Source organism: Streptomyces sp. NPDC059866 (assembly GCF_042731325.1).
Classification (GTDB): domain Bacteria; phylum Actinomycetota; class Actinomycetes; order Streptomycetales; family Streptomycetaceae; genus Streptomyces; species Streptomyces flavusporus.
This window is the reverse complement of the sequence record NZ_JBHWJT010000042.1, coordinates 26,044-52,833: the sequence shown is the minus strand read 5'-3', so window position 1 is coordinate 52,833 and position 26,790 is coordinate 26,044. Positions and strand designations below refer to the sequence as shown.

20 protein-coding genes and 4 CRISPR repeat arrays are annotated in these 26,790 nt (G+C 68.6%); of the genes, 10 read left to right on the top strand and 10 right to left on the bottom strand.

What is annotated here, in order from left to right:
• The first annotated feature begins 292 nt into the window (after positions 1-292).
• Positions 293-1,012: a DUF4328 domain-containing protein gene (locus ACFV7R_RS40030; protein WP_385273497.1), complete on the top strand. Its 720-nt coding sequence runs from the start codon at positions 293-295 to the stop codon at positions 1,010-1,012.
• 284 nt (positions 1,013-1,296) lie between these two features.
• A CRISPR array of direct repeats spans positions 1,297-2,606; the repeat unit is 29 nt; unit sequence GGGACCATCCCCGCGGGCGCGGGGAGCAG.
• 273 nt (positions 2,607-2,879) lie between these two features.
• Here the strand turns inward: ACFV7R_RS40030 and cas6e are convergent.
• From cas6e to ACFV7R_RS40005, 5 genes are read right to left on the bottom strand one after another with little or no spacing between them, the layout of a single operon-like run.
• Entirely contained in the window at positions 2,880-3,590 is a 711-nt protein-coding gene (cas6e, locus tag ACFV7R_RS40025) for a type I-E CRISPR-associated protein Cas6/Cse3/CasE (protein ID WP_385273495.1), read from the bottom strand.
• Positions 3,587-4,417, bottom strand: coding sequence for a type I-E CRISPR-associated protein Cas5/CasD (gene cas5e / locus ACFV7R_RS40020; protein ID WP_385273492.1), 831 nt, complete (start codon positions 4,415-4,417; stop codon positions 3,587-3,589). Before cas5e ends, cas6e begins: the two co-directional genes overlap by 4 nt.
• A complete protein-coding gene (locus ACFV7R_RS40015; protein WP_385273489.1) occupies positions 4,414-5,742 on the bottom strand; it encodes a type I-E CRISPR-associated protein Cas7/Cse4/CasC in 1,329 nt (442 codons plus the stop codon). The genes cas5e and ACFV7R_RS40015 overlap by 4 nt, the downstream gene beginning before the upstream one ends.
• Positions 5,739-6,278: a type I-E CRISPR-associated protein Cse2/CasB gene (gene casB / locus ACFV7R_RS40010; protein WP_385273486.1), complete on the bottom strand. Its 540-nt coding sequence runs from the start codon at positions 6,276-6,278 to the stop codon at positions 5,739-5,741. Before casB ends, ACFV7R_RS40015 begins: the two co-directional genes overlap by 4 nt.
• Positions 6,275-7,840, bottom strand: a complete 1,566-nt coding sequence (locus ACFV7R_RS40005) for a type I-E CRISPR-associated protein Cse1/CasA (RefSeq protein ID WP_385273483.1) — start codon at positions 7,838-7,840, stop codon at positions 6,275-6,277. The genes casB and ACFV7R_RS40005 overlap by 4 nt, the downstream gene beginning before the upstream one ends.
• A gap of 77 nt (positions 7,841-7,917) precedes the next feature.
• On the opposite strand from ACFV7R_RS40005, the gene cas3 reads away from it, so the two are divergent.
• Positions 7,918-10,920, top strand: a complete 3,003-nt coding sequence (gene cas3, locus ACFV7R_RS40000) for a CRISPR-associated helicase Cas3' (protein ID WP_385273480.1) — start codon at positions 7,918-7,920, stop codon at positions 10,918-10,920.
• 159 nt (positions 10,921-11,079) lie between these two features.
• A CRISPR array of direct repeats spans positions 11,080-11,535; the repeat unit is 29 nt; unit sequence CTGCTCCCCGCACCCGCGGGGATGGTCCC.
• A gap of 116 nt (positions 11,536-11,651) precedes the next feature.
• Here the strand turns inward: cas3 and ACFV7R_RS39995 are convergent.
• Positions 11,652-12,317: a hypothetical protein gene (locus ACFV7R_RS39995; RefSeq protein WP_385273477.1), complete on the bottom strand. Its 666-nt coding sequence runs from the start codon at positions 12,315-12,317 to the stop codon at positions 11,652-11,654.
• A gap of 157 nt (positions 12,318-12,474) precedes the next feature.
• Here ACFV7R_RS39995 and ACFV7R_RS39990 point away from each other — a divergent pair, with 157 nt between their 5' ends.
• On the top strand, positions 12,475-12,984 hold the full coding sequence (locus ACFV7R_RS39990; protein ID WP_385273474.1) for a hypothetical protein: 510 nt from the start codon (positions 12,475-12,477) through the stop codon (positions 12,982-12,984).
• Here ACFV7R_RS39990 and ACFV7R_RS39985 read toward each other — a convergent pair.
• Positions 12,923-13,633, bottom strand: a complete 711-nt coding sequence (locus tag ACFV7R_RS39985) for an IS5 family transposase (protein WP_385273471.1) — start codon at positions 13,631-13,633, stop codon at positions 12,923-12,925. The genes ACFV7R_RS39990 and ACFV7R_RS39985 overlap by 62 nt on opposite strands.
• 113 nt (positions 13,634-13,746) lie before the next feature.
• On the opposite strand from ACFV7R_RS39985, the gene ACFV7R_RS39980 reads away from it, so the two are divergent.
• Positions 13,747-13,986, top strand: a complete 240-nt coding sequence (locus ACFV7R_RS39980) for a transposase domain-containing protein (RefSeq protein ID WP_385273468.1) — start codon at positions 13,747-13,749, stop codon at positions 13,984-13,986.
• Positions 13,987-14,017: 31 nt separating this feature from the next.
• Here the strand turns inward: ACFV7R_RS39980 and ACFV7R_RS39975 are convergent, their stop codons facing one another.
• Entirely contained in the window at positions 14,018-15,061 is a 1,044-nt protein-coding gene (locus ACFV7R_RS39975; protein WP_385273465.1) for a saccharopine dehydrogenase family protein, read from the bottom strand.
• Between the two features lie 128 nt (positions 15,062-15,189).
• Between ACFV7R_RS39975 and ACFV7R_RS39970 the strand changes: the two genes are divergently transcribed.
• Positions 15,190-16,125 carry a helix-turn-helix domain-containing protein gene (locus ACFV7R_RS39970; RefSeq protein ID WP_385273462.1) on the top strand — a complete coding sequence of 312 codons (936 nt, stop codon included), beginning with the start codon at positions 15,190-15,192 and terminating at the stop codon, positions 16,123-16,125.
• 120 nt (positions 16,126-16,245) lie between these two features.
• On the opposite strand, the gene ACFV7R_RS39965 is transcribed toward ACFV7R_RS39970, so the two are convergent.
• Positions 16,246-17,253 (bottom strand): ISL3 family transposase, encoded by a 1,008-nt coding sequence (locus ACFV7R_RS39965; RefSeq protein WP_385273459.1) that lies wholly within the window; start codon positions 17,251-17,253, stop codon positions 16,246-16,248.
• A gap of 174 nt (positions 17,254-17,427) precedes the next feature.
• Positions 17,428-17,824: direct repeats of the CRISPR family, unit length 29 nt; unit sequence CTGCTCCCCGCACCCGCGGGGATGGTCCC.
• Positions 17,825-18,053: 229 nt separating this feature from the next.
• Positions 18,054-18,692: a CRISPR direct-repeat array (repeat unit 29 nt; unit sequence CTGCTCCCCGCACCCGCGGGGATGGTCCC).
• A 105-nt stretch (positions 18,693-18,797) separates the two neighbouring features.
• Positions 18,798-20,348, bottom strand: coding sequence for an ISL3 family transposase (locus ACFV7R_RS39960; RefSeq protein WP_385273456.1), 1,551 nt, complete (start codon positions 20,346-20,348; stop codon positions 18,798-18,800).
• A 386-nt stretch (positions 20,349-20,734) separates the two neighbouring features.
• Here ACFV7R_RS39960 and ACFV7R_RS39955 point away from each other — a divergent pair, with 386 nt between their 5' ends.
• The 5 genes from ACFV7R_RS39955 to ACFV7R_RS39935 all read left to right on the top strand — a co-directional run bounded on the left by ACFV7R_RS39955 (position 20,735) and on the right by ACFV7R_RS39935 (position 26,684).
• Positions 20,735-21,205, top strand: a complete 471-nt coding sequence (locus tag ACFV7R_RS39955; RefSeq protein WP_385273453.1) for a hypothetical protein — start codon at positions 20,735-20,737, stop codon at positions 21,203-21,205.
• Positions 21,206-21,448: 243 nt separating this feature from the next.
• Positions 21,449-22,657 carry an ROK family protein gene (locus ACFV7R_RS39950; RefSeq protein ID WP_385273450.1) on the top strand — a complete coding sequence of 403 codons (1,209 nt, stop codon included), beginning with the start codon at positions 21,449-21,451 and terminating at the stop codon, positions 22,655-22,657.
• Between the two features lie 375 nt (positions 22,658-23,032).
• Positions 23,033-24,709: an extracellular solute-binding protein gene (locus ACFV7R_RS39945; protein ID WP_385273447.1), complete on the top strand. Its 1,677-nt coding sequence runs from the start codon at positions 23,033-23,035 to the stop codon at positions 24,707-24,709.
• A complete protein-coding gene (locus ACFV7R_RS39940) occupies positions 24,709-25,761 on the top strand; it encodes an ABC transporter permease (protein WP_385273444.1) in 1,053 nt (350 codons plus the stop codon). The genes ACFV7R_RS39945 and ACFV7R_RS39940 overlap by 1 nt, the downstream gene beginning before the upstream one ends.
• Positions 25,758-26,684, top strand: a complete 927-nt coding sequence (locus ACFV7R_RS39935) for a carbohydrate ABC transporter permease (protein WP_358480891.1) — start codon at positions 25,758-25,760, stop codon at positions 26,682-26,684. The genes ACFV7R_RS39940 and ACFV7R_RS39935 overlap by 4 nt, the downstream gene beginning before the upstream one ends.
• The last annotated feature ends 106 nt before the right edge of the window (positions 26,685-26,790 follow it).

The following is a 26,790-nucleotide window of genomic DNA, read 5'->3' as shown; positions in this document are numbered from 1 at the left end:
CTCAAGTCCCTCGCCGACTACCTCGGCAGGATCACCCCACCCAACAGCTGAAACCGGAGATAATTAACCACGGGATTTCTGGCGCATCACACTAGAACCCCAGGTAGATGAATTTCGTCGGTGACCCTCATCGACGTTGATTCCGCAGGCGGTCGTGGGCTTTTCGGCGGCCCAGCGTCCATACCACCGACTGTGGATTGACATGCACTGGAACGCTTGCTGGGCGTATCGTGCTGCAGCGCGCGTTCTTCCGCGGGCCGTTCCGTTTCCTCGCCCGTGGGGGGCCATAGTCATGTCCTCATCCAGTGATCTCCGTCCGCGTCCCCTGCTGCCCGGCGGGGTGCCGCGTTCGTCGCGCGGCCTTCTGGCCGCAATGTCGGCGCTGCTCGGGGTCGTCGCCCTCAGTGATCTGTTCGCTGTGTTCGCCGGGGCCCGGATCCACACGCTGACCGACGAGGGCCATGACGTTGCCACGGCTCCGCAGGACCTGGACGCCGCGTACTCGCTGTATCAGACGGCCGGGAACGTTCAGGGCACCGTGTATCTGCCCTGCGCGGTCCTCTTCGTCGTCTGGTTCTTCCGGATGCGCCGCAACACCGGGCTGCTGGCACCGGATCGGTTCCGCAGGGGGCCCGGCTGGGCCATCGCAGGCTGGTTCGTCCCGCTGGTGAACTTCTGGATGCCGTACCGCATCGCCGTCGACATGTGGGGGGCCGGTACACCGCTGCCGACCGATGGCGAGCCGTATCGGACATCGATCTGGCCAGTGAACGTGTGGTGGGGCTTGTTTGTTTCCAGCACCCTTTTCGGCCGGTACGCCGGGTCGCGCTACGAAGACGCCGAGTCCATCGCGGAAGTGCGGGTCGCCGTGATGCAGTACATGGCGGCCGACGTCCTGGACGTCGCCGCCGCAGCGGCCGCCGTGTATTTCGCCGTCCGGCTGACGGCGATGCAGCGGCTGAAGGCGACCGAGGGGCCCTGGACGGCGGCGCAGAAGCACACGTCGAAGTAATCGCCTCAGTCGAGAGACCGTATCCGGGTTGGCCAACTACGGCGCTCCCTTACCTTGTTGGCGGGTTGATTCCGGTCCTTCGTACGATCGGGAGACCCAGGGGCCTGGGTGTGGCTGAAAGCGCTCATGCCGTATGCGTGGCTTTGACTGATAGGCCGCCCAGTGCCCCGTGACGACACGGCCGGGTGTCGCAGCTGTCATCCGGGTTCGCACCCGCGTTCCAGTGCTTGAAGTCGTCGCGATCGTACGTGCCCTCGTATTCGGGGTGACGCGGATGCTGTGTAGTGACCATCCCCGCGGGCGCGGGGAGCAGCGCTGGGTCGACCCTGAACTGTCGCGTAAGAAGGGACCATCCCCGCGGGCGCGGGGAGCAGCCTGCAGCGCCACGTCAGTCGGCCCACTGCTCAGGACCATCCCCGCGGGCGCGGGGAGCAGTGGTCGTCCAGCATGCGCCGCGCGAACACGCTGGGACCATCCCCGCGGGCGCGGGGAGCAGAGCCGGGCACGGACGACAGAAACCACGTCATGGGGACCATCCCCGCGGGCGCGGGGAGCAGGCCCTGGCGGACACCGGCACGGCCGCCTTCAAGGGACCATCCCCGCGGGCGCGGGGAGCAGACGGCGCACAGAGGACGAACATGAGCTGGATCGGGACCATCCCCGCGGGCGCGGGGAGCAGGGGCCGGGTCCGGATCAGGCCGGGACAGTGCCGGGACCATCCCCGCGGGCGCGGGGAGCAGGCACGCCGCCGCCAGGAGGCCCGACAGGACGAGGGACCATCCCCGCGGGCGCGGGGAGCAGCAACGAACCTGACGACCGCCGAGCTGCGCAACGGGACCATCCCCGCGGGCGCGGGGAGCAGCGGACGCGGCGCCTGTTCGGTCGGCCCCGCAAGGGACCATCCCCGCGGGCGCGGGGAGCAGGCAATGAGCTACGAATCGATGAGCGTGCAGGAGGGACTATCCTCGCGGGCGCGGGGAGCAGCCCGTCTTGAGCCACATCGCTTCCTCGTCGATGGGACCATCCCCGCGGGCGTGGGGAGCAGTTGAGAACGGTGGCGTTGGTGACGCCCGGGAGGGGACCATCCCCGCGGGCGCGGGGAGCAGAGACCCACCTTCCTGTCTCAATGGCCGAAGCCGGGACCATCCCCGCGGGCGTGGGGAGCAGGCCACGCCGATGTCGCAGTACATCTGGATGTGGGGACCATCCCCGCGGGCGCGGGGAGCAGACGTCCAGCGTCGCCGAGGCCGACGGGGTGACGGGACCATCCCCGCGGGCGCGGGGAGCAGACGTTCGCGGACGCGAGCTTGATACCGCTAGAGGGACCATCCCCGCGGGCGCGGGGAGCAGAGCGGCGTGGAGAACTCGCTGACCGCGGTGCCGGGACCATCCCCGCGGGCGCGGGGAGCAGGTCGTCGACCTGGTCGGGGGATCCCCACAGGTGGGACCACCCCCGCGGATGCGGGGAGCAGACCGCCGACTTCGGCGCCCCGGTGTCGTCCCGGGGACCATCCCCGCGGGCGCGGGGAGCAGCTGCGCTGGAACAGCCCGATCAACACGATCATGGGATCATCCTCGCGGCTGCAGGGAGCACACCGCCGATGCGACATAACGGCACCATCCCCATTGGCGCGGGAGCGCGCGGCCCGGGTGTGCTTCGTCCACTGCTCGTCGGGACCATTCCCGAGAGCGGGGTGCGGCAGAGGGCCACGCAACCAAGAAGAGAACGTCCCTGCGGGCGCGAGGTGCCAACGGTGTTTTCCGGAAACTTCGACGACTCCCCCGGAGCGTGGGGTGGCCGTGGTGCTTACTCCTTTCCCACGAGCAAGGGTGTCGGCGGCGATTGTCCAGGACTGGACCCAGGTGGTCAGCGAATGAGGATGAGTCCGCAGCCGTAGGCGCGGGCGCGGCCGATGCCCTCGTTGAGAGTGGTCACGAGGGCGCTGGGGTCTGTGACGGTGAGACGGCCTTTGATCTCGGCGCGGGCCACGGTCAGGCCCTCGCGGCTGGTGCTTTTGAGGCTGCCGAGCATGCGGATTCTGAGGGTGTCGGGGTCCGTGGTTGCTCCGATCCGGGCGACGCCGTTGGGGCTGGAGGCGGGCTCTCCCAGTGGCTGAAGGCGCCGGGTGAACCAGTCTTTGGCGTGCTGGGCAGTGGTGTGCGGGATCCGCTTGCCGCGGATCTTCTTCTGGACGGCTTCCTTGCCCGGCGAGATTGTCTTCGTGGGGTTGACGACGGCGCGGAAGTACACGAGGTCACCTGTTTTGAGGGTGCGGTCGACGGTGAGGGTGCGGGGTTTGTCCTTGAGGGCGTCGGCGGGGACGCGGGACCAGTCGGCTGGTACACGGGCTTGGACGACAAGGACGAGGACGCCCGCTTTGAGATCGACGGACCATGTCGACAGGACGCCCATCTGGGCACGTGCGTCTGGTTGCCCGTCCTCGACCCAGCCGTAGAAGCCGCTCATGACATTGCGGTGCATGTGCTGGGCGTCGACCATCGCCATCGCGGTATAGGGGTGACGGACATCGAGTGTGAGGACGCTGTGCGAGGTGACGAATCGAGCGGTGCTGCTCATGGGATCACATCCCATTCGGTAGCGGTGGGGTCGGGAGTGATCCGGATGCGGTTTTCCCACCGGCTGGTGTGGGAGCGCTGGTCGGGATGGAAACTGACGGGCTGGTCGGCGATGGACGTTGAGCCGGCGGTGCCTGGCTGGCATTCGATCCATGCCCAGGGGCAAGGCTCGGTGGCGTCCGGAAGTAAGGCTGTGGCGGGGAGGACCTCTTCGAGCGTGCCCTCGCGGACGCCGCCGGCGATCGTCCCGGACGGCGGACACGATTTGCGGCCGAGCCACAGCAGGCGCTGTGGGTGTTCCAGGGCATGCGCGATGCCGTCCAGCAGGGAACGGTCGGGATGCTCGAGAGCAGCCACGAATGACGCGTCGGCGAGGTACCAACGTTCGGTGATCAGCGCGGTGCGGGAGAGTTCGGCGGAGACGAGAGCACCGGAGGCCGGGTCCCGGCTGATCTTTTTGGGGGCTCCGTACCAGCTGCTGAGCTGGTGATGTCCGAATGCGGGGCCGTCGGCTTCCTCGAGCAGAGCGGAGAGGGCTGCGGCGCGACGGTGGTCGGTAATGAGGTCGCGGGGCCGTACGGGGTAGGTGCCGGCGCCCACGGTGTGGTAGTCGCGAACAGGGGTGCCGGGCCGGTCGGCGCGTACGGCGAAACGGATCTCGGCGAGCGGGCCGAGAGGGGTGGTGCGGTCGTGGCCGAGGGCGGCGGCGCACATGCCGATGACCGCGGATTTGGTGGGGCGTGTGTGGGTGTCTCGGTGGGAGAAGCGGGATACCGCCCCCCAGGACTGCAGGGGGGCGGCGAGCCGGGTGAGGAGGGTGAAGGTCATGCGGTGAGCTCCTCGACGGTGACGGCTTCCTTTGCGGTAAGGCCGCCGGTGGCCGCGATTTCGCTGATGATGCGGTGTGTGTCCATGTCGTAGGTCAGGACGCGACCTGGTGTGATGTCGGGGCGGCGCGTGGTGACGAAGGCGTGGTGGGCAAGGAGTCGGCGGGCGGCGGCGTGCGCGGCGGGGCCGTCAGTGGTCTCGTCGACGGGGTTTTGGAAGGTGGCGGCGTAGTTGTACGGCCGGTCGCCGTCGAAGGCGAGGACCAGGCTGGGCAGGGTGCCGGTGGAGGCGGTGCTGTTCTTCTTCGCTTCGGGGAAGGCGTCGACGAAGGCGGTGACGAACTCCTTCTCCGCGGCTGCGGCGGCGGCTTCGGTGTCCGCTTCGTTCATGCCGGCGGCCCTCAGATTGGTGCGCAGTTGGCGACGGTCCAGGACGGCGTGGCGGTAGAAGGTGCCGGAGATGAGCGATTGGTATCCGGTCATGCCGGCGCCGGAGTCGTCAGTGGCATCGAGGAAGTCCAGGGCGTGTTTCTTCCGGTCGAGCTTGGCGTCGTCGGCCGCGGCATAGAAGTCGTCGATCTGCTCGGCCTCGTGGACGGTGAAGGCGTGTGCGGTTTGGATGGCGCCGTCGACGTTGGGGGATTCGGCGATCTCGGCGAGGAACCGGCCATACAGTGCGATGTCGATGGCGTCGCGAGGTGCGAGGGCGGTGAGCACAGCAGTGCGGGTGTCCTTCGGCAGGGCGGGCAGCTTCTCCGTGTCGGCTGCCCCGTCTTCGTCGGGAGTGTCCCCGGCGGCCTTCTTCCGCTTTGGCTTGTCCGTTGCCTCCTTGGCCTTGAGGTAGGCCTTGGTCCATTCGCTGAGAACGTCGTGAGCGGCGTGGATGTGGTCGGCGATCTGTTCCCCGGCGTCTGCCGGAGCGAACACGAGCACCTTGGTCAGGTTGGCGACGGTCTTCTTGGCCGGGTCGCCGAACTTCAGGCCGAGCGCTTCGAGGACGGCTCGGGCGGTGGCGATTGCTTCGCTGTGGTCCCAGTCGTGCTTGTCCTTTAGAACGCGGGCTGTGATGAGGGCCCACTCCCGGGTGCGGATTCCCATGGTGTGGCCGGCGAGCGGGCCCGTTCCGGCGTTGGACCGGTTACGGGAGTGGACGCGCTCGGCACGGCGCCGCGCCTGACTGGTGATCATGTGTCGTTCGACGCCGCCGTACACGATGGCTTTCGGGGACCCGTTCTCATCTCGTACTGGCAGCACGGCGACGACGGTTTCCAGCAGGTGGAGGGACAGGTACTGGCGGCCGGTGGATGCGGGCGTGCTGAGGGTCACTGTGACGAGTCCTTCGGGGTGTAGGTGCTGATGTGGAAGTCGTGGGCCCACTGACGGTGGACAGGGCGGCCTCGTTCGCCCCACGCGGTCAGATCGTCGACGAGCCGGGACCATGCCGGCGGTGGCACGTCGCAGGCGCGCAGCCGCTCGACGGCGTGCTGCAGATGCCGCCAGGGGATGCGCCGACTGGAGACGAGCCGGTCGACCAGGCGGGAGGCTCCCGGGTCCTTGGGGCCGCGGGCGGCCGGGCTGCCGATACGCCGTGCGGCTGCGCCCAGGCTGCCGAAGCCGTAGGAGGGTTGTGAGGCGCCTCGGTGGTAGACCGCGAACAGGAACGCGACCTGCTCGAACACCTCGCGCTGCGCTTCGGTGGGAGCGTACGCGGAGGCCAGGATGTGGCTGGTGGTGAGGGCGCGGGGGCGACGCAACGCGGCAAGCTGCCCATAGTCACGAGAACGGACCAGCCCGGCGAGCCACCCGGTGAGACGGTCCCCGGGGGTGGGCTCCGGCACGCTGCTGCTGTCGGTGCTGCTCATGCCGGTGTGGCCTCCTTCGCAGGCGCGGGATTGTTCTTGCCGAGCTCGATGCTCAGCCGCTCGGTCGCCTCGGCGCGTGCACGAAAGCCCCGGCTGTTGGGCGGGAGCGAGGCCAGACGGTGCTCGAGCAGACGCCGGGCGGTCGCGTGGAGCGTTGCCGCGTAGGTGCGCAACGCGTCCGTGACAGGGCTGCCGCCGGCCGCTTCCTCCAGCAGGACGTGGAAGGGCTGGGCAGTGGCCGCCCAGTGCTCACCGCGGGCGTCGAACCGTGCGATCTGTGCCTTCTTGTCCGCTGGCTTGGGGTTGGGGTAGGCCACGCTCCACGCCGTGTACGCGGCCTTGTTGAGGCAAGTAGCTACGTGTTCGGCGATGCGTGACCCGGTCTCCGCTGCTTGGCGCAGGGCCGCTTCCCGGCCGGGCACGAAGGGGAACACATCGGAGACCCACGCGATCGCAGTGGTCTGCTTGGCGACCAGGCCCACAGCCCACAGCGTGACCGACCAGCCGGAGGGGAGGGCAGCTATCCGGCCGTACAGGTCGGTGCCCTTGCTCCGGTCGGCGACTGCCGCATACAAGGCGTGGGCTTCACGCCAAAGGGCGCGGCTGGCGGAGGGCCACAGCGGCTTGGTGGCGCCCGCGGTCGTGGTGGCGTAGATAGCGTCCTGCATGTACGGGGCGGCGAGCGGGACGAGAAGTTCACCGGCCCCGATCAGCACCCGGTCCACGGTCACACCGCCGTCCGGCCCGATGGCGGGCCGCATGAGGACGGACCGCCCGAGCACCGTGTGGAGGTCGGCCGGGCCGTCCACGGGCCGGCCCGTGGGCTTCGAACGGAATCCGCGACGCTCTTTCTGCGTCCAAGTGCGGTTGAACGTGCCCGCCCCCTGCGGATACGGAGCGAGGTTCAGGCGCAGCGTGTCCCCAAGAGTGTCGCCCTGTGCGATGACCCGGATACGGGAGCCGAGCCGAGTGACAGCGAGGTTGGTGATGGCCGGTCCCAGCGTCTCCTTGCCCGAGATCCTCGCGCGGCCGCTCGGCCCGTAGGCGTGCTGGGCCAGCAGAGCACGGAACGCAGCAGCGGCGGACAAAGGAGTGGGGTGCTCGAGGTGGTGGTGGTCGAAGAACTGGTTGTAGTCGCCGACGTGTTCGATGACGAGCTGGGCGGGTCCGGCCCCGTGCTCCTCGAGGAACGGCGCGAGCAGAGCGTTCTGCCCGAACGGAGCAACCGGGTCGAACAGGTCCCATTCGTGTGTCGGCTGCGCGCGCAGCCACTCCGCCGCACTGGCGAGGGGCTGCCGGTCGATGACCCAGTCCTCCCACTCGTCTTCGGTCTCCGGGCAGCAGCCGGAGGCGTAGCAGACAGCTAGAAGGAACTCGATCAGGGCCACCGTCTCGCCGGGTGTGGGGGCGGCGATGCAGCACAGTTCATCTGCGGTTTCCAGGATCTCGGCGGTACCGGCCGTGACCGTGCGGCCGGCCGTTGTCAGTGCCGCCGTGCATGCTTCGGTGCGAACGTCCCAACGAGGGCGGGCAGCGTTCGCACGCCTCTCAGTAGTCAGCAATCAACCTCAACTCCTTTCTATTTATGGTTAGTTGGTGAGCTGTGGATGGGGAACGTAGCACAGCACAAGGTGATGAAATGACTGAACGCCAGAAACCGGTCATGTATCGACTTCCATGGGCGAAAACCGACCGGCGAGGACAGTCGCATCGAACCGGAGGCCCGGACTGGAACCCCCTGCCCGCGCACCTCTTCGACGCGGCCTCCGCAGCAATGGAGCTGTGGGACCGCTACCTGAGCCTCCCCTTACAGGCCCGACTCACCCAGGCATTCGGCGGCGGCGACGAAACCCTCGCCCGCGCCGTCATCGCGTTCTACGCAGCCCTCCACGACCTCGGGAAGGCATCCCCCGCGTTCCTCAACCAGTTCGGACGCGGCCGATACGCCACCCCCCGACTCCGCAGCGCACGAAAAACATGGGAGACCACGGCCCGAGCAGGCGGCCTGCCACTGCCCCAGGACTGGACCGACACCCGGTGGGCGCGCCACGAGCACGTCACCGCCGCCGTCCTGCCACACCTCACCGGCTGCGACTGCAAGCCAACCGATTGCCAAGACCGCGCGCACAGGCAACTCCACGCGGTCGCCTACAGCCTGGCCGCGCACCACGGTCACATCCCGGACGCCGACACGGTCGGCAAAGCCCACGGAGCCACCACCGCCAAGTGGACACCAGTCCACGAGCAGATCGTCCACGCCATCGCCGCCACCACAGGCGTCGACCTCCCCCAGCTCATCGACCTCGTCAAACCCCTGCGCCCCTCCGCATTCATCGCCTTCACCGGCCTGGTGGTCCTGTGCGACTGGGTTGCCTCCGACGAGACCCGCTTCACCTACCGCAGCACGTCAGACACCGACAGCACCTGGTGGAAGAAGTCCCGAGCCGAAGCGGGCGCCGCCCTCAATTCCCTGCGCCTGGACCGCTGGCACACAGCCGACGTGAGCTGGAAAGACCTGTGGCCAGGCACCCGCCCACGCCCCTTCCAAGCCGACGCCATGCGCATCATGCCCACTTCGGGATCCGCTTTGGTCATCGTGGAATCCGACACCGGCTCCGGCAAAACCCGCCTGGCCCTGTGGTGCGCACACCACCTTGCCGTCCGCAACGGCTACCAGGGCCTCTACATGGCGATGCCGACACGCGCGGCCACCAATCAAGCCGCGGCCGAGATCGAAGCGTTCATGAACCGGGCCGTTCAATCGGACGCAGCGAACCTGGCGATCGTCCACGGCACAGCAGCCGCCACACAAACCGTGCACCGCCTCATCGACGCCGCCCGCCCTCCCCAGCCCGAAACAGAGACAGGCAACGCAATCGAGGACCTCCTCGGATTCGTCGTGGGCACCCTCGATACCTGCGAGCACCCCGACACCAGCCCCCCACAGGACGGCCACCCGCAACGAGCCGTCCTCGACCCCTGGTACCTGCGCCGCTGCCTCGGCCTGATCGCCACCTTCGGCATCGGCACCATCGACCAGCTCGTCCTCGCCACCCAAAAGTCCCGCCACTGGTTCTTTCGGATGCTCGGCCTCATGGGCAAAACCGTCATCATCGACGAAGCACACGCCTACGAGCTCTACCAGCAAGACCTGCTCACCGCAGCCGTGGAATGGCTCGCCGACGCCGGCGCCTCCGTCGTCGTACTGTCCGCGACCCTGCCCTCCTCAGTCCGCCAAGCCCTCACCACCGCCTGGAGTACCGGCCTCGGCACCACCCTCCACGACACCGACGAAACAGGCCCCATCACCGTCGTCGACAGCACCGGCCACATCCGCCGCGCCGGCCCCCAACCCGGCCAAGCCCCCCAACTGCACACCACACTCCAGCTGACCTCCGACCCAGGCCCCGAAGAACTCGCCGCCCAGCTCCTCACCCAAGCCGCAGACGGCGGCTGCACCGCAGTCATCCGCACCCGCGTCACCTCAGCGGTCGCCCTCTACGAACAAGTCCGCGCCCAGGCCGCCCACCGCGGCTGGCAGGACCACGAACTGATCCTGCTGCACGGACAGCTCATGCCCCGCCACCGCCAGCCCATCGAAGAACGCCTCACCCATCTGCTGGGACCCGGCACCGACACCAACCGGAACCAGCAGCTGCCCAACCCGCACCGCCCTCAGCGACTCCTCGTCATCGCCACCCAAGTCATCGAACAGTCCCTCGACCTGGACTTCGATCACATGGTCGCCGACCTCTCCCCCATCGACCTGCTCATCCAGCGACGCGGCCGCGTCCACCGACACACCGTCAACAACCCTCATCGACCCGCCTGGTGCGCCCACCCCAGCATGCGGATCCTCTACCTCCTCGATCCCGCCGCACCCGGCCTTCCGCTCGTTGAACCTCCACAACCCGGCAAAGCCGGAAACGCCGACGGCTTCGTCTACTCCCCCTACACCCTCGCCGCGACATTCCACGAACTCCACACCCGCCGCACCCCCGACGGCCTGGTACACATCTCCACACCCCGCGATTCGAGCACGCTCATCGAAGCGGTCTACGGCCCCCGCCAAGAAGCAGACGACTCCTGGACACCGCTACTCGAACGCACCTGGACCGAGTGGCAGACAGACCTTGCCAAGGAAAAAGACGAGGCCAACGCCCGGGTTGTGCGCCCCTACACAGGCAGGCGGCGGACGCCGGTCGGATTCAGGGAGCTGGCGTCGGGATCAGCCCATGGCGACGGCGACGAAGGCGGACTCGCTGGAATCCGTGCAGTCTCCCGCCTCGGCGACCCGTCCATCACCACCATCTGCCTCTATCAGCAACCCGACCACAGCCTCAGCTACGACCCCGCCGGCACCCTGCCCGCAGACCTCACCGGCCAAAGCAGGGCCGCCACCCCGGCCGCAACCGCGGCCTACCGACGGCAACAGCGGGACCTGCTTCTCAACACCCTCACAATCCCTGCTGCCTGGTTCCGCGGCGCACGCCCTCTACCCCCACCGCAGACATGGCCGGTCATCGATGAGCCAGCGCTCAGAAACGCCCATGTGATCCTCCTCGATCCGTCCGGCACCTGCGTATCAGGACCAACCGGACACATCGAGTACACCCCTAGCACAGGGCTTTCCAGGCACTGAACGCCACACAAAGAATGAAGGCACATCTGACCCTGGTTTCACTTCCCCGCACACGCGAGGCAATGCACCCCGTTCTAGTTATGAGGGCCATACCCGCGCCAGCGGGACGCCACCACCATACTTAAGCGCCATCGCCACAACTTGCCCCACTGGCATGATCTACTCCCCGCACCCGCGGGGATGGCCCCAGCGCGACCATGACGGCCAGGAGGCGGGCGCGCTGCTCCCCGCACCCGCGGGGATGGCCCCTCGTCGGCCACGGCTTCCGCCAGGGCCTGCTGCTGCTCCCCGCACCCGCGGGGATGGTCCCTACGTGCAGATCGCTCCCGGCCAGAACACGGGCTGCTCCCCGCACCCGCGGGGATGGTCCCCAGACCCGCATCCTGGTCGCCCGCCCCCTGTACTGCTCCCCGCACCCGCGGGGATGGTCCCTTGTGGGTGCGCACGGTGGCTGGTGACACCCCCTGCTCCCCGCACCCGCGGGGATGGTCCCTCGGTGTCCCTCAGCGGCTGCTCTCATCGCTCCTGCTCCCCGCACCCGCGGGGATGGTCCCCGCCGAGATTCTGGGAACGTGCGTCCCACTTCCTGCTCCCCGCACCCGCGGGGATGGTCCCGCCACTCCGTTCGAGCGGCAGACGAAGTCCCTTGACGGCGACCAGTAGATACGGCTCTGATCAACATTTCGGGATCGCCCAGCGTAAACGGCTCGTGATCAGGAAGGACCCGGAGATCACCCTTCCTGTGCTGGTCGACGCCGCTGTCCTTCTGGGGTGAAGGTGAAGCTAGCGGCGAACGGAGCGTCACCACGGCGGACTGCCAGAAGCAGCGGCTGCTCGCGGCTCGGCGGCCAGGAGGGCTCGGCGTCCGGGTCGGTGCCGTTCCAGAGGTGGAAGAACAGCATGGGCTCGGAGCGGTCCGCGGTCGCGTAGCCGAGCGTTTTCCCGTAGTAGGGGTTGGTGCTGCCGAAGAGCACTGACGGCGTGCCGAAGGTCGAGGTCACGTCGGCCCATAGCCGGTCTTGGGCGGCCCATGAGTCGATCCCGGCGAGCATCGTGGCGTACTCGTCCGCGCTCAGCGCCCGGTCAAGCTTGAGCCATCCCTGCCGGTGCGCGAACTCCGCGTAGACGGAGGCCACGCTTGTGTCGTGACCAGCCGGCAGGAAGACCTCGAACGCCCCGTTCACGCCGGTCGGGGGCCATGCCTCGCGCCGCTCCAGGGCGCGCTTCTCGTCGTCCCATGCTCCCTGCCGACGCTCAACGAACAAGAGGTGGTCCAGCGTCAGCCGGATGGCGAGCTCCCCGCCCCACATCCCGGGCCGGCGGAGGGTGTCGTTGAGGCGGGTGACGAGGTAGGTGTGGATCTCGCCCGAGGAGGCGAGCGTGTCGGTGGCAGGCATGCCGACAGTCTTCCCCAAGCCGGTCGGGGGAGCTCAGAGGTCGTTCTCTTTCCGAACCTCGTGTGCGGTCTCTGCTGGTCAGGCATGAGATCGCAGTTGTCGCGGGAGTCTCGGTCCGTTGCTGGCCGAGATGTCGTGGGGGTGGCGGGTGCCATCGATGCGGGCGGTTTTGGAAGCGCGGCAGAAGGCCGCTGCGGTGCGGGTGGAGGAACTCGCAGCCGAGCTCGAGCGGGTGCGGGCGGCTCTGGCGGAGGCGGAAGAGGTGCTCAGGCGCCGGGTGATCGGCCTGGAGCAGTATCTGGAGGCGCTGGCCGAGGCGGATGCGCTCGCGGTGGTGGCCGACGGGGTGTCGCAGAGGAAGCCGGTGAGGCCGCGCCGGGCGGTGCCGCACCGTCAGGACGCAGCCGGAACCGAGGTGTTGTCGGCGGACTACCAGGCGTTGATGGCCGCCGCCCGGGAGGCGGGATCCGATGGGTTCGGTGCCCGGCGGGCAGCGGTGGTGCTGGGCTGGGACAGCGGGTCCGCCTCCCGGGTCGAGGGAGCGCGGGCCCGGCTGAAACGGCTGGTGGAACGGGGCTGGCTGGTCGAGGAGAAGGCGGGCAGGTTCACGCTGCCCGCGCCGGAGCAGGACGCTGTTGGTGCCGGGCGGCCAGGCGGCGGCTCATGAGCATGGTCATCGACCACAGGATGACGGTCTCGCTGGTGTCGGTGCGTCGCTCGTAGTCACGGACCAGGCGCCGGCTGCGCAGGAGCCAGGCGAAGGATCTTTCGACGACCCAGCGGCGGGGCAGGACCTGAAAACCTTGGACGTCGTCGCTGCGGCGGACGATGTCCAGGACGAGTCCGAGGTGCTGGGTGGTCCAGTCGGTGAGGTGGCCGGTGTAACCGCCGTCGGCCCAGACCCGCACCAGCCGCCTCAAGTGCTTCTTTGCTGCGGGCAGCAGGATGCGGGCGGCGTCCCGGTCGGTCGTGGAGGCCGGCGTGACCAGCACGGCCAGAAGGAGTCCGAGGGTGTCGGTGAGCAGGTGGCGCTTGCGCCCGTTGACCTTCTTGCCGGCGTCGAAACCCCGCGAGACGTGGGTGACGGTGGCGTCCGCCTTCACCGACTGCGAGTCCACGACCGCCGCGCTCGGCTCCTCCTTGCGGCCCTCAGCTCCGCGGACGGCCGCGCGCAGCCGGTCGTGCAGCTCGGCCACCAGCCCCGTGTCCCGCCAGCGGGCGAAGAAGGCGTACACCCGCGGCCAGGGCGGGAAGTCGGACGGCATCGCCCGCCACTTGATGCCGTTGTCGACGAGGTAGCGCACCGCGTCGATCATCCAATGCCACGAAGTTAAGGGCCCGTTGGCGGTGTCAAGGGTGGACGCGATGCGGGAGGTGCCTCTGCTATCCAGGGGATCGACCAAGATCTTCCTGAGAAAGCAGAGGCCCCGTGGCTCAGTCTGTCACGGGCGGAACCGACGTGTTCGCGCCCGGTCATATCGGTGAGTTGACGCAGGTCATCCCGCCCGAGTTGGTTGATGCGGTACTGGACGAGACCGGGGCTCGCGAGCGACGCCTGCTGGCTTTGTTCACGAGTTTGAGCAGCGTTTGTTCAGGACTTCGGGCAGCACCCGTGCAGGTGAGGGAATCGAACGAGGACGCCGACGCCCATGTCGTCACGGCTCGCTGAGGGCGCGCGCCCGACGGATGGATGGCTCGGGTCAGGCGTTCTCCTTCTGCGGGTGCAGGTCGAGTGTGATGTGCGGGTCGAGCGCGTGCAGGAAGTCGGGGGCGTCGAAGATCTCGCCGGCGGAGACGACGCCGATGGTCTTGGTGCGGCCGGTCAGGACGCGCTCGAGGGCCTCGGTGACGAGGGGCGCGGTGACGGCGTAGATGTCCTGGCCGCTGGCCGTGGCCCGGCGTTCGGCTCCGCCGGAGCGGACGACGACGTCGACGAGGAAGGTCTGGTTCGAGCGCCCGCTCTCGTCGGCGGCGGTCGGGGCCGGCGTGTGGGGGGCGGCGACGTCTTGGGCCGCCTCGGCGGTCATGTAGGTGGTCACATCGGGGATGGAGAGGTGCTGGGGGACGGTGACGACGTCCGCCATCGTGAACTCCCCGATCACTGGCCGGGGTCCCATCGGTTCCGGGAAGGTCCACTCCAGGGTGGGCGCGGCGTCGGTGCGGTGCTCCCACTGTCCGCCGCTGTAGCGCAGGCGGTGGTCGCCGCGTCGCTCGCGGGAGACCGCGCCCGAGAGCCGGGTACCGGCGGTGGGGTGCCAGTTGCTGAGCGCGTAGGCGATGTGTGCCTCGTCGGCTTCGGTCCAGTCGCCCATCGCCACGGTGGCCAGCAGGTCGCCGAGGCCGCCGAAGAAGGCCATGGCCGGGACGATCACCGCTTCCGCGTCCCGGGCCCGTTCGCGGTAGTGGGCGAAGGTGTCGAGGTTGGCCTCGAGCTCGGCGGCCACGTCCAGGTAGGGGATCTTCGCGCGGAGCGCGGCCTCGATCACCGGGCCGGTGGTCGAGGCGAAGGGGCCGGCGCAGTTGATGACCGCCGCCGTTCCCGCCAGGGCCCGGTCCAGCGAGGCCGGGTCGTCGACCGACGCCACCCGGGCCTCCAGCCCGTGCTCATCGGCCAGCTTTTGCAAGGTCTGCGCGTTGCGCCCGGACAGCACCGGGACGAACCCGCGCGCGGCCAGCTCGGCGACCACGAACCGCCCGGTGTGACCGTAGGCGCCGAACACCGTAACCAGCTGACCTGACCCCATGAGACCGCTCCCGTGTACTCGAACGCCCGCTGCGAGGTCGATCCGCCGCGGCCTGACATCCCCATCCTGTCCCTCCGGCAGCGCCCCGCGCGAGCGTCGGAAACGACATGCCGCGTACAGTTTCGGACATGCCCACCGTTGCGCTGGCCGTCACCGACGGCATGCTCCACTATGAACTGTCCGTGGCTGTCGAGGTCTTCGGATCCGACCTGACCCATATCGTGGACCCCTGGTACGACTTCTCCCTCTGCGGGAGCGGTCCGGTGCACGTCGACCGTTTCCGCCTGGAACCTGACCACGGACTCGACCGCCTCGCCCAGGCGGACACAGTGATCGTCCCCGGCTGGGCCGACACCGACCTCGACCCGCCCGCTGAGCTGGTCGAGGCGGTGCGTGCGGCCCACGCGGCCGGTGCCCGTGTGGTCTCACTGTGCACGGGGGCCTTCGTCCTGGGCGCGGCAGGACTGCTCGACGGCAGGCGTGCCACCACGCACTGGGCTCACACGCGGGAACTGGCCCGGCGCCACCCGGCGGCCACTGTCGATCCGGACGTCCTCTACGTCGACAACGGCGACGTCCTCACCTCCGCGGGCAAGGCCGCCGCCATGGACCTGTGCCTGCACCTGGTCCGCCTCGACCACGGCTCGGCCAACGCCAACAAGGTCGCCCGACGCCTGGTCATCCCACCCCACCGGGATGGCGGCCAGGCTCAGTTCATCGCCACCCCCCTCCCCGCCCCGGGCAACCACCCCCTGGGCGAGCTCTTCCCCTGGGCGCTGGAGCGGCTGGACCAGCCGCTGACCGTGGAGGACCTGGCCCGACAGGCCCGCATGAGCTCACGCCACCTCGGCCGCCACTTCAAGCACCTCACCGGCACCACGCCACTGCAATGGCTCCACACCCAGCGCATTCGCCACGCCCAGGAACTGCTGGAGACCACCGACGCCACCGTGGACACCATCGCCGCGGCCACCGGCATGGGCACCGCCACCACCCTGCGCCGCCACTTCCACCGCAGCGTCGGCGTCCCACCCGACACCTACCGCCGCACCTTCCGTCCCTGAAGGAGTAGTTCCAAGGCCCCGGCGGCCAATCGAACAGTGCCAAGGCACGGTGCCGTCCGAAGTGGTGAACAAACGCTGCCCAAACTCGTGAACAACGCCAGCCCTCGTTCCACCGCTGGTTCAGGTAGCCGATCCACGGGGCGAGTGCGCGGCGGCTCTGCCGGGGCGTGACCAGGAGGTCCTCCACCGCGGGGCGTGGGCGTACTTGCGGACCGTCTTGCGGTCCAGGCCGAGCAGCTCGGCGATCCGGCTGATGGCCACGCCCTTGCCGTGCAATTCCTGGACAGCGGCGAAGCGTTCGCGGGTCGTACTGGCCCGCTTGCCGTCCGGGAGCAGTTCGGCGGCGGGCTCCTGGGCCTGATCTTCCGGTTCTTTCAGGCAGGCGCGGTGAGCGATCACGCACTTCTCGACCGTCTCGGCGAGGTTCTTCCAGAGGTGGAACCTGTCTGCCACCTGGATCGCGTCTGGTGCGGCGGTGCGTACGGCCTCGGCGTAGGCGCTGGCCCGGTCGCGGCACACGATCTCCGCCCCGGGGTGCTGTCGCAGCCAGTCGGCCAGGGTCTCGGCGGTCCGGTCGGGCAGCACGTCGATGGGGCGGCCAGCCTCGATGTCGATGAGAACGGTGGCGTAGACGTGGCCGCGCTTGAGGGCGAAGTCGTCGATGCCGAGCATCCGCGGCGCTCGCCGGAGCGGCGGATCGGGAAGGGCGCGTATGAGGTTGAGCAGGGTGTTCGCGCCGGCCCGACAGCGCAAACGCTCGGCGAGTCGGCTGCCGGCCCGGCCGGCGAGTGCGAGCGCGACCGATTCCAGCAGCCCGCGCTGGAGCAGGCTGCGGCGGCCATAGCGGAACGTCAGGCCTTCGACCTGCTCAGCGAAGGTTCGGCGCGGACAGCCGGACGTCTCGCAACGGAACCGGCGTACCGACAGCGTGATCGTCGCGGCACGACCGCCAACGGCCAGGTCGGCGATCCGCCGTCGGTACCGGTCATGCACCCGGGCCGAGCCGGTACCGCACTCCGGGCAACATGCCTGGTCGGAGGCCGTACGAGCAGTGATCTTTAGCCCCGCCTCCGCATCGCTGACCTCCTCGACCACCAGCGCGGACAGCTGCGGGAGTAGCAGTTTCAACGTCTCATCGCATAGCACGACCGTTCGAAGATCGACCTGATGATCGGTCACGCTGGGCGATCCCGAAATGTTGATCAGAGCCGAACGAAATGGCCGTTGACATACGAATGCTCGAACCGGTGAAAGTGATGGAAAGCTGGCTTCCGGCACGGTAGAGATGCAGATCGTGCAGCATGCTTCCTGCGTCCGCGGGGATTGTCCCACCACCAACTTCGACGCCACGGCCGGGAAGTTGTGCTCCCCGCGCCCGCGGGGATGGTCCCGTCTTGTCCGTGACCGTGCCGGTCGTCAGAGGACTGCTCCCCGCACCCGCGGGGATGGTCCCGAGATGGTCATGGACCCGGCCAAGGACCACGTCTGCTCCCCGCACCCGCGGGGATGGTCCCTCGACGACAAGGACCACGAGCACGCGGAGACGCTGCTCCCCGCACCCGCGGGGATGGTCCCGTCATCGCCGAGCTGCTCCCACGTCCCGTCGACTGCTCCCCGCACCCGCAGGGATGGTCCCGGGCAGATCTTCACCAAGGGCAAGAACGGCGCCTGCTCTCCCCGCACCCGCGGGGATGATCCGATTCGTGCCCAGGAGCAGTGGCCCCGCGGAACGTGCGATCGGCCGCGGGGCTGCTATGGGGCGCCGTCCTGTCAAGGCGCTCAGAAACGACCGTACGAGTTCAGACCACAGACCGCGCCTACGGTTACTCCGTCAGGACAGGGTCCCTCGTGAGTGGGTACGAGTGCTTGAACCGGTGAAAGTGATGGAGAGCTGGCTTCCGGCACGGTAGAGATGCAGATCGTGCAGCATGCTTCCTGCGTCCGCAGGGATTGTCCCACCACCGACTTCGGCGCCACGGCCGGGAAGTTGTGCTCCCCGCACCCGCGGGGATGGTCCCTCCAGATGGTGCCGACGGGGACGCCCGCGTAGCTGCTCCCCGCACCTGCGGGGATGGTCCCAGCCGCACGGACTTCGTGACGAACACAAGGCCCTGCTCCCCGCACCCGCGGGGATGGTCCCTGGCAGCGGTCCAATCTGACGACGCTGCTCTGCTGCTCCCCGCACCCGCGGGGATGGTCCCTTTGAGTTGCTGCCGATGTTCGGGCGGACGGCCTGCTCCCCGCACCCGCGGGGATGGTCCCGGTCCGGGCGAGCCCGGGTCGCCATCCTCCCCCTGCTCCCCGCACCCGCGGGGATGGTCCCCGTACTGGGGGAACCGTCCGGTCGGGGACATCCTGCTCCCCGCACCCGCGGGGATGGTCCCGGGCAACCTCTTGGCTTGGAACGTCGAGACGACTGCTCCCCGCACCCGCGGGGATGGTCCCGAAGCATTCGCGGCACGACTCGGGGTGGCTGTCTGCTCCCCGCACCCGCGGGGATGGTCCCGGGGTCCTCGCGCGCGGGGAGAACACCAGCGACTGCTCCCCGCACCCGCGGGGTGTCAACGGCCATTTCGTTCTCCCCGTAGGCGGCCAGGAGTTCGCCCCGCTGGCGGCCATCGAGACGGGTTCTGATCCACTTCTTGTGGGGCGGTTACGGAGGGTGACGTTCTTCAGTCGGCGAGGAGTATCTGCAGGCGGAGGAGGTCGAACCCGGCGCGACCATACCCGTCCCTCTTGATCCGCTTCGCCCTGTTGACGTTGCCCTCGACCTTGCCCGAGCTCCATTCCAGGGTGAGGCCGGCGGTGACGGCATTGAAGTCCTGTCGCAGGCCACGGGCCAGGCTCTGCAGCGGCTTCATCCCGGTGGCCTCGGCGATGGCAAGCCATTTCTCCAGGTCACTACCGCGGCGTTTGGCCATCATCGCGGCGAAGGAGCGGACGCACGCGGCGACGGTGTCCAGTTCGGGACTGCGTGACAGGAGCTTCTTGAGCTTGAGCGTGCTGCTCTCGTCCAGGTGGTCCGGGTGCGAGGTGATCAGCCAGGTAGCCGTGCGGACCGTCAGCGCCTTGGGCTTGTCGGGCGCGGGCTTGCCGCTCGCCCGGATCTCCTGGAGATGCCGGCGCACGGTCCGCTTGCTGCCGGTGAAGCCGAGTTCGACGATCTCGGCGTGAAGCCGTGCCGAGTCCGTGCAGCCCTCGTTCCAACGCCGGTGGAGGTAGGGCGAGTAGGCGTGGATTTCGCCCTGGCGGCGCGACCCGGTGGCCAGCGACGCGTCCTCGGGCGTGGCTGTGTGCGCGTACCGGCGCACGGTTTTGCGGTCCAGCCCGAGGGCGTCGGAGATCGCTTGGATCGGGACGCCCTTGCCGTAGAGGGCATGTACGGCGGCGTGACGCTCGCGGCGCCGGATCACGCGCATCCCCTCCGGACGCACCGACACCTCCTCCTTGGTCGCGGCCGTCGGCCCGTCGGTGGCGTCAGAAGCCGTGTCCTCGGTAGGTTCGGTCAGGCAACTACGGTGCGTGGCAACGCACTTCTCGACGGCCTCGCACAGGTTCTTCCACAAATGGAAGCGGTCCGCGACCTGGATCGCGCCGGGGCAGGCGGTGCGTACGGCCTCGGCGTAGGCACTGGCCCGGTCCCGGCAGACGATCTCCGCTCCTGGGTGTGCGCGAAGCCACGCGGTGAGGGTGTCCGCGGTGCGGTCGGGCAGCACGTCGACGCGTTCCCCGGTCTCCATGTCCAAGATGATGGTCCCGTAGACGTGCCCCTTCTTCAGGGCGAAATCATCGACACCCAGCACCCGAGGTGCGACGCCGACACGCTTGTCCGGGAGCTTGCGTACGAGCCTGAGCAGGGAATTCGCACTCGTCGGGATGGACAGGTGTGCGGCCAGCCGGGCACCGGGGCGTCCGGCGAGCGCCAGAGCGATCTTCTCCAGCGAGCGACGCAGCAGCGGTGTGCGCCGCGCGAATCGCTCGGTGAGCCCGTCGACTTGCTCGACGAACGTGCGGCGACCGCACGCGGCCTCCGGGCAAAGGAAGCGTCGTACCAGCAGGTCGATCACGACCCGTTGCCCGGCCGCCGCGAGGTCTGCAAGACGCCGCCGGTAACCGCCATGGACACGGCCGGACACCCCGCCGCAGTCTGGACACGCCGCCTCGCTCGTCACCGTCCGTACCGTGAGGGCTATCCCGCCGTCCTCCGCTCTGACCTCGTCCACCACGACGGAGGACAGGTGGGAGAACGCCGTGGAGAACGTCGAGAACGCGCTGCAATCACACGAACAGCCATCCTGCCAGCCTGCTGTGACGCCGCATCACCGCCCCACAAGAAGTGGATCAGAACCGCACAAGATGGCCGTTGACACGCGACCCTCGAAACCCGCTCCTGCCTGCCCTTCCGACTCGGCGAAACGATCACCACTGAACTCGCCCCCGCGCCCGGAGGATGGAGCCTCAACGGCCACACCTGACCGACACCCCTCCGCCAGCAAACGCCCCGAAAACCAAGATCACGCACTCGACACCGACCACACTCAACCAAGCTAATTATCCGTGCAGTTACGACATTCTCGGCCTATCTACAGCACCGCACTTCAGCAGCCGCGTGGGGCTCCGCGCTCGCCGTCTGCCTGGTCGGCTGGACCCCGTACGCCGCCCAGACCGCTGCCCTGATCGAGCAGGAACGCGCCTCCGGCCACTTCCTGGCCTCCCGCTCCCTGGGCGCCGGCCCCCCCACCTCCTCACCTGGCACTACCTCCCCGCCGTCCTGCCCGCCCTCGCCCTCAGCGACCTCCTCCGCCTGCCCACCACCATCCTGGTCCTGGCCTCCGTCGGCTTCCTCGGCCTCGGCGAGCAGCCGCCGACCCCGGAATGGGGCCGCCTGCTCTCGGAGAACCAGCCCTACGTGGAACTGGCGCCGTGGACCGTGGCGGGTCCGGCCGTGGCGTTGGTGCTCCTCGCGGTGGCGGCGGTCGGGGCCGTGGGAACGGGGCGCGGCGGGCGCGCCTGGATCCCGGCACGAGGCCGCAGGTCGCGGCGCGGAATCGGTTCGGCGAGTGGCCTCACCACCGAGTAGGAGGCCCGTCGCACCGAACGTTGACATGGCGTCGACCGAACAGGAGGGGCATCTTGAGCCACCGACACTTTCACAACGAAAGAGTCGAGGTGGAAGCTCCTCGAAGTCACCCCACCTTCTAGGGCCTGCTCGCAAAATTCAGGCAATCATGCTTCCGCCATGGAAGTAATCGCGGTTGCGTGGAATGCTGACCCCTGCTAGCCGAGCACCTGCCGCGCATGCCGACCCTGGGGAGGGCCACCCGTGGACGCCACCACCGCTCCGTCGACCCGCGCGGTCGCCCTGGAAGTGCTGCTGAGCGGCCCCCTGCCCCGCAGCGAGATCGCCCGTCGCCTCGAGATGTCGGCCGGCAGCCTCACCCGGTTGGCCAAGCCGCTGGTCGACAGCGGTCTACTCGTGGAGGTGGACACCAACGGTGGCCCCGAGTCCGGGACCCTGCGCCGGACTCGGCCGCTCGACGTCAACCCCACCGCCCACCACTTCATCGGCGCCAAGGTGACCGGCGACGACGTCCACGCCGTCCTCACCACGATGCGCGCCGAGGTGGTGGCCTCCAGCCGCAGACCTCTGACCGGCCGGGACCCCGCCTCCGTCGTGGCGACCGTCAACGAGCTGACGCAGGAGCTCACCCCCAGGCATACGCAGGTGAGTGGACTGGGGGTGAGTCTCGGAGGGCGGGTCGTCGACCATACGACGGTGACCGACGCGCCGTTTCTGCGATGGACCACGGCCGTTCCCCTCGGCAGCCTCCTCCAGGACGCGTTCGACGGTTCCGTCACCGTCGACAACGACCTTCTGGCGCTCACCCGGGCCGAGCACTGGTTCGGCGCGGCACGCGGTCATGACCGTTTCGCGGTCGTCGCTATTGGCGAGGGTGTCGGCTACGGCCTGGTCATGCACGACACCGTCGTCGACATCCCTGACGTCGGTGCCGGGCTGCTCGGGCACCATCCCCTCGACCCGATGGGCCCGCTCTGCCCGCGGGGGCACCGAGGCTGCGCCACGGCGATGCTCTCCGTCGCCTCCATCCGCTCCGCCGTCTCCGTAGGACTGCGCCGTCCGGTGACCTACGACGAGTGCCTCGACCTCGCAGCCGGCGGCGAACCCGTCGCCACGGCCGTGGTCACCGCCTCCGGTCGCGCCCTCGGCTGCCTGCTGGCCGCGGTCGCCAACTTCACGCTGGTACAGAAGATCGTGGTCACCGGCGAAGCCGTGCGTCTGGCGGAAGCCGCCCGTCCCGCCATGGACGAGGGCATCCGAGCCGGCCGCGTCCCGGATGCCGCCCCTGTCGACGTGGACGTCCGCCACAACAACTTCGCCCACTGGGCCCGTGGCGCGGCGGCCACCGTCATCCAGAGCTACGTCCTGGGCCACGCCCCGACACCGGCGCGACGCCCACGGACAGCAGCGGCCGGACCCGGAGCAGGCGCCGCCAGGGTCGCTTCAGGCTGAGTGAAGTCGTCGGGTGCGCCATCACGCGCACTCCGACTCTCGCGCCACCTTCCGCGCAGGCACACTCATGCCACAATTCCATGCTTTGTCGAAGCGCCTCGATAACGGCCCAATCCGACGAGGCGCCGCTTTTGATGCCGCCAAATAGAAGCCCAGCCCGTACACATTCCCGTTTCTGCATTTTCGAAGAAACTAAGGCGAAATCTCTTGTGCATCCCGGAGGGTGTCACTTAATCTCACGGCCAAATCGAAGCGCTTCGACAGCGTCCTCGCGCAGCTGTGCCGACGCGCCGCTCTCAGCTCAGCCAGTTCTCCCGACACCGCAGCCGACGGCCCACCGCCGGGTGTCCAGGTGCACAACGAAGGGTTGAAGCAATGACACCGAACACCGTCTCCCCAGCCGGATTGAGCCGCAGGAATTTCCTCACCTCCACGGCCGTCGCCACCGCCGCGGTGGCCGGCGGGATGCCGCTCCTGACCGCCTGTAGCGGTTCGAGCAGCGATTCAGGCGAGGGCACCACATCAGGCAAGGACGCAGCCAAGCTGCTCCCGACGTACGTCGCCAGCACGACCGCGCGGCCGGACCTGCCGTCGAAGAACGGCTCGGCGGCCGGGTACACCGGCAAGATCGACCTCGCCGACCTCGCCGTCTCGGTCCCGGACAAGCTCGGAACCGGCGCCCCCTTCAAGATCATGGCTCCGCTCTGGGGGACCCCGCCGAAGCCGGACTGCGCCTACTACACGGAACTCGACAAGGCGGCGGGCACCAAGATCACCTGGCAGAACCAGGACGGCAACACCTACGGCCAGAAGCTCGGCGCCGTCCTCGCCTCCAGCTCCATACCGGACATGGTGGTCGTGCCCGGCTGGGAGCTGACCGGCAAGATCCCCAACGCCGTCATCGCGAAGTTCATGGACCTCGGCCCCCACCTGGCGGGCGACAAGGTCAAGAAGTACCCCAACCTCGCCGCGATCCCGTCCGACGCCTGGCGCATGAGCATCTTCGGCGGCGCACTGCGCGGCATCCCGATATCCGGCGCCCCCGTGCCCGGCATCGTTCCGTACTACCGCAAGGACATCTTCGACAAGAAGGGCTACACCGTCCCCAAGTCGGCCGAGGAGTTCCTCAGTTGGGCCAAGGAGGCCACCAGCGCCAAGGCCAAGGTGTGGGCCTGCGCCGACATGCGCTGGGCTGCGGCGGCCATCTTCGGTCTCCAGCCGGCCGGCACGCTCGGCTGGAACATGAGCAGCGATGGCAAGCTGACGTACCGCATCGAGCACCCCGAGTACCTCGAACACCTGGAGTGGGTCCGCAAGTTGTTCGCAGCGGGCGTCGTCCACCCCGACGACAAGGCCAACACCGGTGACCCGACCCAGCGGTTCACCGCTGGGCAGATCCTGGTCTTCAACGGCGACATGTCCGCCTGGTACGGCAAGACCGCAGAACAGGCCAAGGCCAACCCGGAGTTCGAGATCGACGGCATGGACTACTTCGCCGCCGACGGCGGCGACCCGACCCTGTACGCCGGTCAACCCGCCGGCACCTGGTCGGTGATCCGCAAGGGCGCGTCCAAGGAGACGGTCGAAAACGCACTGGCCGCCGCCGACTTCGCGGCAGCCCCGTACGGCACCAAGGAGCGGATGTACGTCGACTACGGCGTCGAAGGCACCCACTACTCCATCAAGGACGGCGTCCCGGTCAAGAACGACCGGGGAATTCAGGAGGTGAACAACGCCTGGGGGATGCTCGCGACCCCGGCGCCCTACCTCGCCCACCCCGACTACCCGGACATCACCCGCAAGCAGGTCGAATGGCAGCAGCGGCAGGGCGCCTTCCTCAAGAAGACGTCCACGTACGGCATGAACATCCTCGAACCGCGCCGCTACGCCAACATCTCCACCCCGTTCGAGCAACTCGAGATCGACTTCGTGCGCGGCAACAAGAAGCTGTCCGACGTTCAGCAGGCCATCTCGACGTGGAAGACCTCCGGCGGCGACAAACTGCGCGACTGGTACAAGAAGCTGCTGGAGAAGAACGGCAGCGGTCGCTGATGTCCCTCACAGCGGGGAGCAGGCCGGACGGGACGCGTCCCCCCGCGGCCGTCGAGGAGCCGGTGGCCGCGGCCGGCACTGCCGTCCTCACCCGACACGTACCGGGCAAGGCCCGCCGGACCGGCAGGGTGCCCTTCCGGGTCCGGCTGCGCCGCGACCGCACGCTGATCCTGATGACGCTGCCCGTCCTCGTCCTTCTCCTGGTCTTCAACTACGTTCCGCTGCTCGCCAACGTCATCGCCTTCCAGGACTACGACCCGTACGCCGCGGGCAACGGCATCACAGCCGTCTTCCACAGCCCCTGGGTCGGCATGGAACAGTTCGCGCGGATGCTCCACGACCCGCCGTTCTGGGACTCCGTACGCAACACCATCGTGCTGTTCCTGCTCCAACTGGTGCTGTTCTTCCCCGTCCCCATCGTGCTCGCGCTGGTCATCAACAGCGTGATCCGGCCCCGGGTGCGGGCCGTGGCACAAGCGATCATGTATCTGCCGCACTTCTTCTCGTGGGTCCTCGTGGTCACCGTCTTCCAGCAAGTCTTCGGCGGCGCGGGCATCATCGCCCAGACCGTGCAGAACCACGGGTGGAGCGGCTTCGACCTGATGACGAACGCGAGCCTGTTCAAGTACATGGTCGTGGCGCAGGCCGTGTGGAAGGACGCCGGCTGGGGAATCATCGTCTTCCTCGCAGCCCTGTCCGCCGTCTCCACCGACCTGTACGAGGCCGCCGCCATGGACGGTGCGGGACGCTGGCGGCGCATGTGGCACGTCACACTGCCCGCGCTGCGCCCAGTGATCGCGCTGCTCCTGGTGCTACGGGTCGGCGACGCGCTCAGCGTGGGATTCGAGCAGTACCTGCTCCAGCGTGACGCGGTCGGGGTCGGAGCCGCCGAGGTCCTGGACACCTACGTGTGGAACATGGGCATCCAGAACGGCGACTTCAGCTACGCGGCCGCGGTCGGCCTGGTCAAGGGTCTCATCGGAGTCGCGCTCGTCCTGGGCGCGAACAAGTTCGCGCACCTGCTCGGCGAGCAGGGGGTGTACAAAAAATGAGCCTCAACACCCAGCTGATCCGCAGTCTCCAGGCGCCCGCACGTCCCGTGTGGGAGGAGCCGCCGGGCAAGGCCGGCATCACCGCCAAGAGCGGCTTCCTCCTGCTGTGCTGCCTGGCAGTGCTCGCACCGCTGTGGATCGTGATCGTCACCAGCCTCTCCCCCAAACCCGTGATCGACCAGGCCGGCGGCCTCGTCGTGGTCCCCAGAGGCATCACCTTCGTCAACTACACCGAACTGCTCAGCGGCGGCCAGGTCAGCCGGGCGATCACGGTCTCGGTCGGCGTCACCCTCGTCGGCACCCTGTTCTCCATGACGGTGTCGGTGCTCGCCGCCTACGGCCTGTCCCGGCCCGGCAGCCTGGGACACCGGTTCTCCCTGACGGCCATGATGGCCACCATGTTCTTCGGAGCCGGGCTGATCCCCACGTATCTGCTCGTGCAGACACTCGGCCTCACGGACACCTACCTGTCACTGATCCTGCCGAGCGCCGTCAGCGTCTTCAACATCCTGGTGCTGCGGGCCTTCTTCATGGGGATCTCCCCCGAACTCACCGAGTCCGCCCGCATCGACGGCGCCGGTGACCTGCGCATCCTGCTGACCATCGTCCTTCCGCTGTCCCGGGCGGTGCTGGCCGTCATCGCCCTGTTCTACGCGGTCGGCTACTGGAGCGCCTGGTTCAACGCCTCCATCTACCTCTCCGACCAGCAGATGATGCCGCTGCAGAACGTGCTCATCCAGCTGGTCCAGAAGAACACGGAGGCACCGACGGGTCTCCAGCAGGCGGTCCACACCGGCCAGCTCTCGGCACTGGGCCTGCAGATGGCCGTCATGGTCCTCGCGTTGATCCCTGTCGCCGTCGTCTCCCCGTTCGTCCAACGGCACTTCAAGAAGGGCATGCTCACGGGCGCCATCAAGGGGTGACGCCGAGGAACAGGGCGGGGGAAGGCGCTATGACGGGGCCGGCGATCACGGATGACGCGATCGCCGGCCCCGCCGCGCACTGCGCTCTTCCAGCAGGGTGTCCGCC

Bases quoted from the DNA above. Each gene is read 5' to 3' on its own strand.
- ACFV7R_RS40030 (WP_385273497.1), top strand. From the start codon at position 293: ATGTCCTCATCCAGTGATCTCCGTCCGCGTCCCCTGCTGCCCGGCGGG.
- cas6e (WP_385273495.1), bottom strand. From the start codon at position 3,590: ATGAGCAGCACCGCTCGATTCGTCACCTCGCACAGCGTCCTCACACTC.
- cas5e (WP_385273492.1), bottom strand. From the start codon at position 4,417: ATGACCTTCACCCTCCTCACCCGGCTCGCCGCCCCCCTGCAGTCCTGG.
- casB (WP_385273486.1), bottom strand. From the start codon at position 6,278: ATGAGCAGCACCGACAGCAGCAGCGTGCCGGAGCCCACCCCCGGGGAC.
- cas3 (WP_385273480.1), top strand. From the start codon at position 7,918: ATGACTGAACGCCAGAAACCGGTCATGTATCGACTTCCATGGGCGAAA.
- ACFV7R_RS39995 (WP_385273477.1), bottom strand. From the start codon at position 12,317: ATGCCTGCCACCGACACGCTCGCCTCCTCGGGCGAGATCCACACCTAC.
- ACFV7R_RS39990 (WP_385273474.1), top strand. From the start codon at position 12,475: ATGCGGGCGGTTTTGGAAGCGCGGCAGAAGGCCGCTGCGGTGCGGGTG.
- ACFV7R_RS39985 (WP_385273471.1), bottom strand. From the start codon at position 13,633: ATGATCGACGCGGTGCGCTACCTCGTCGACAACGGCATCAAGTGGCGG.
- ACFV7R_RS39975 (WP_385273465.1), bottom strand. From the start codon at position 15,061: ATGGGGTCAGGTCAGCTGGTTACGGTGTTCGGCGCCTACGGTCACACC.
- ACFV7R_RS39970 (WP_385273462.1), top strand. From the start codon at position 15,190: ATGCCCACCGTTGCGCTGGCCGTCACCGACGGCATGCTCCACTATGAA.
- ACFV7R_RS39945 (WP_385273447.1), top strand. From the start codon at position 23,033: ATGACACCGAACACCGTCTCCCCAGCCGGATTGAGCCGCAGGAATTTC.
- ACFV7R_RS39940 (WP_385273444.1), top strand. From the start codon at position 24,709: ATGTCCCTCACAGCGGGGAGCAGGCCGGACGGGACGCGTCCCCCCGCG.
- ACFV7R_RS39935 (WP_358480891.1), top strand. From the start codon at position 25,758: ATGAGCCTCAACACCCAGCTGATCCGCAGTCTCCAGGCGCCCGCACGT.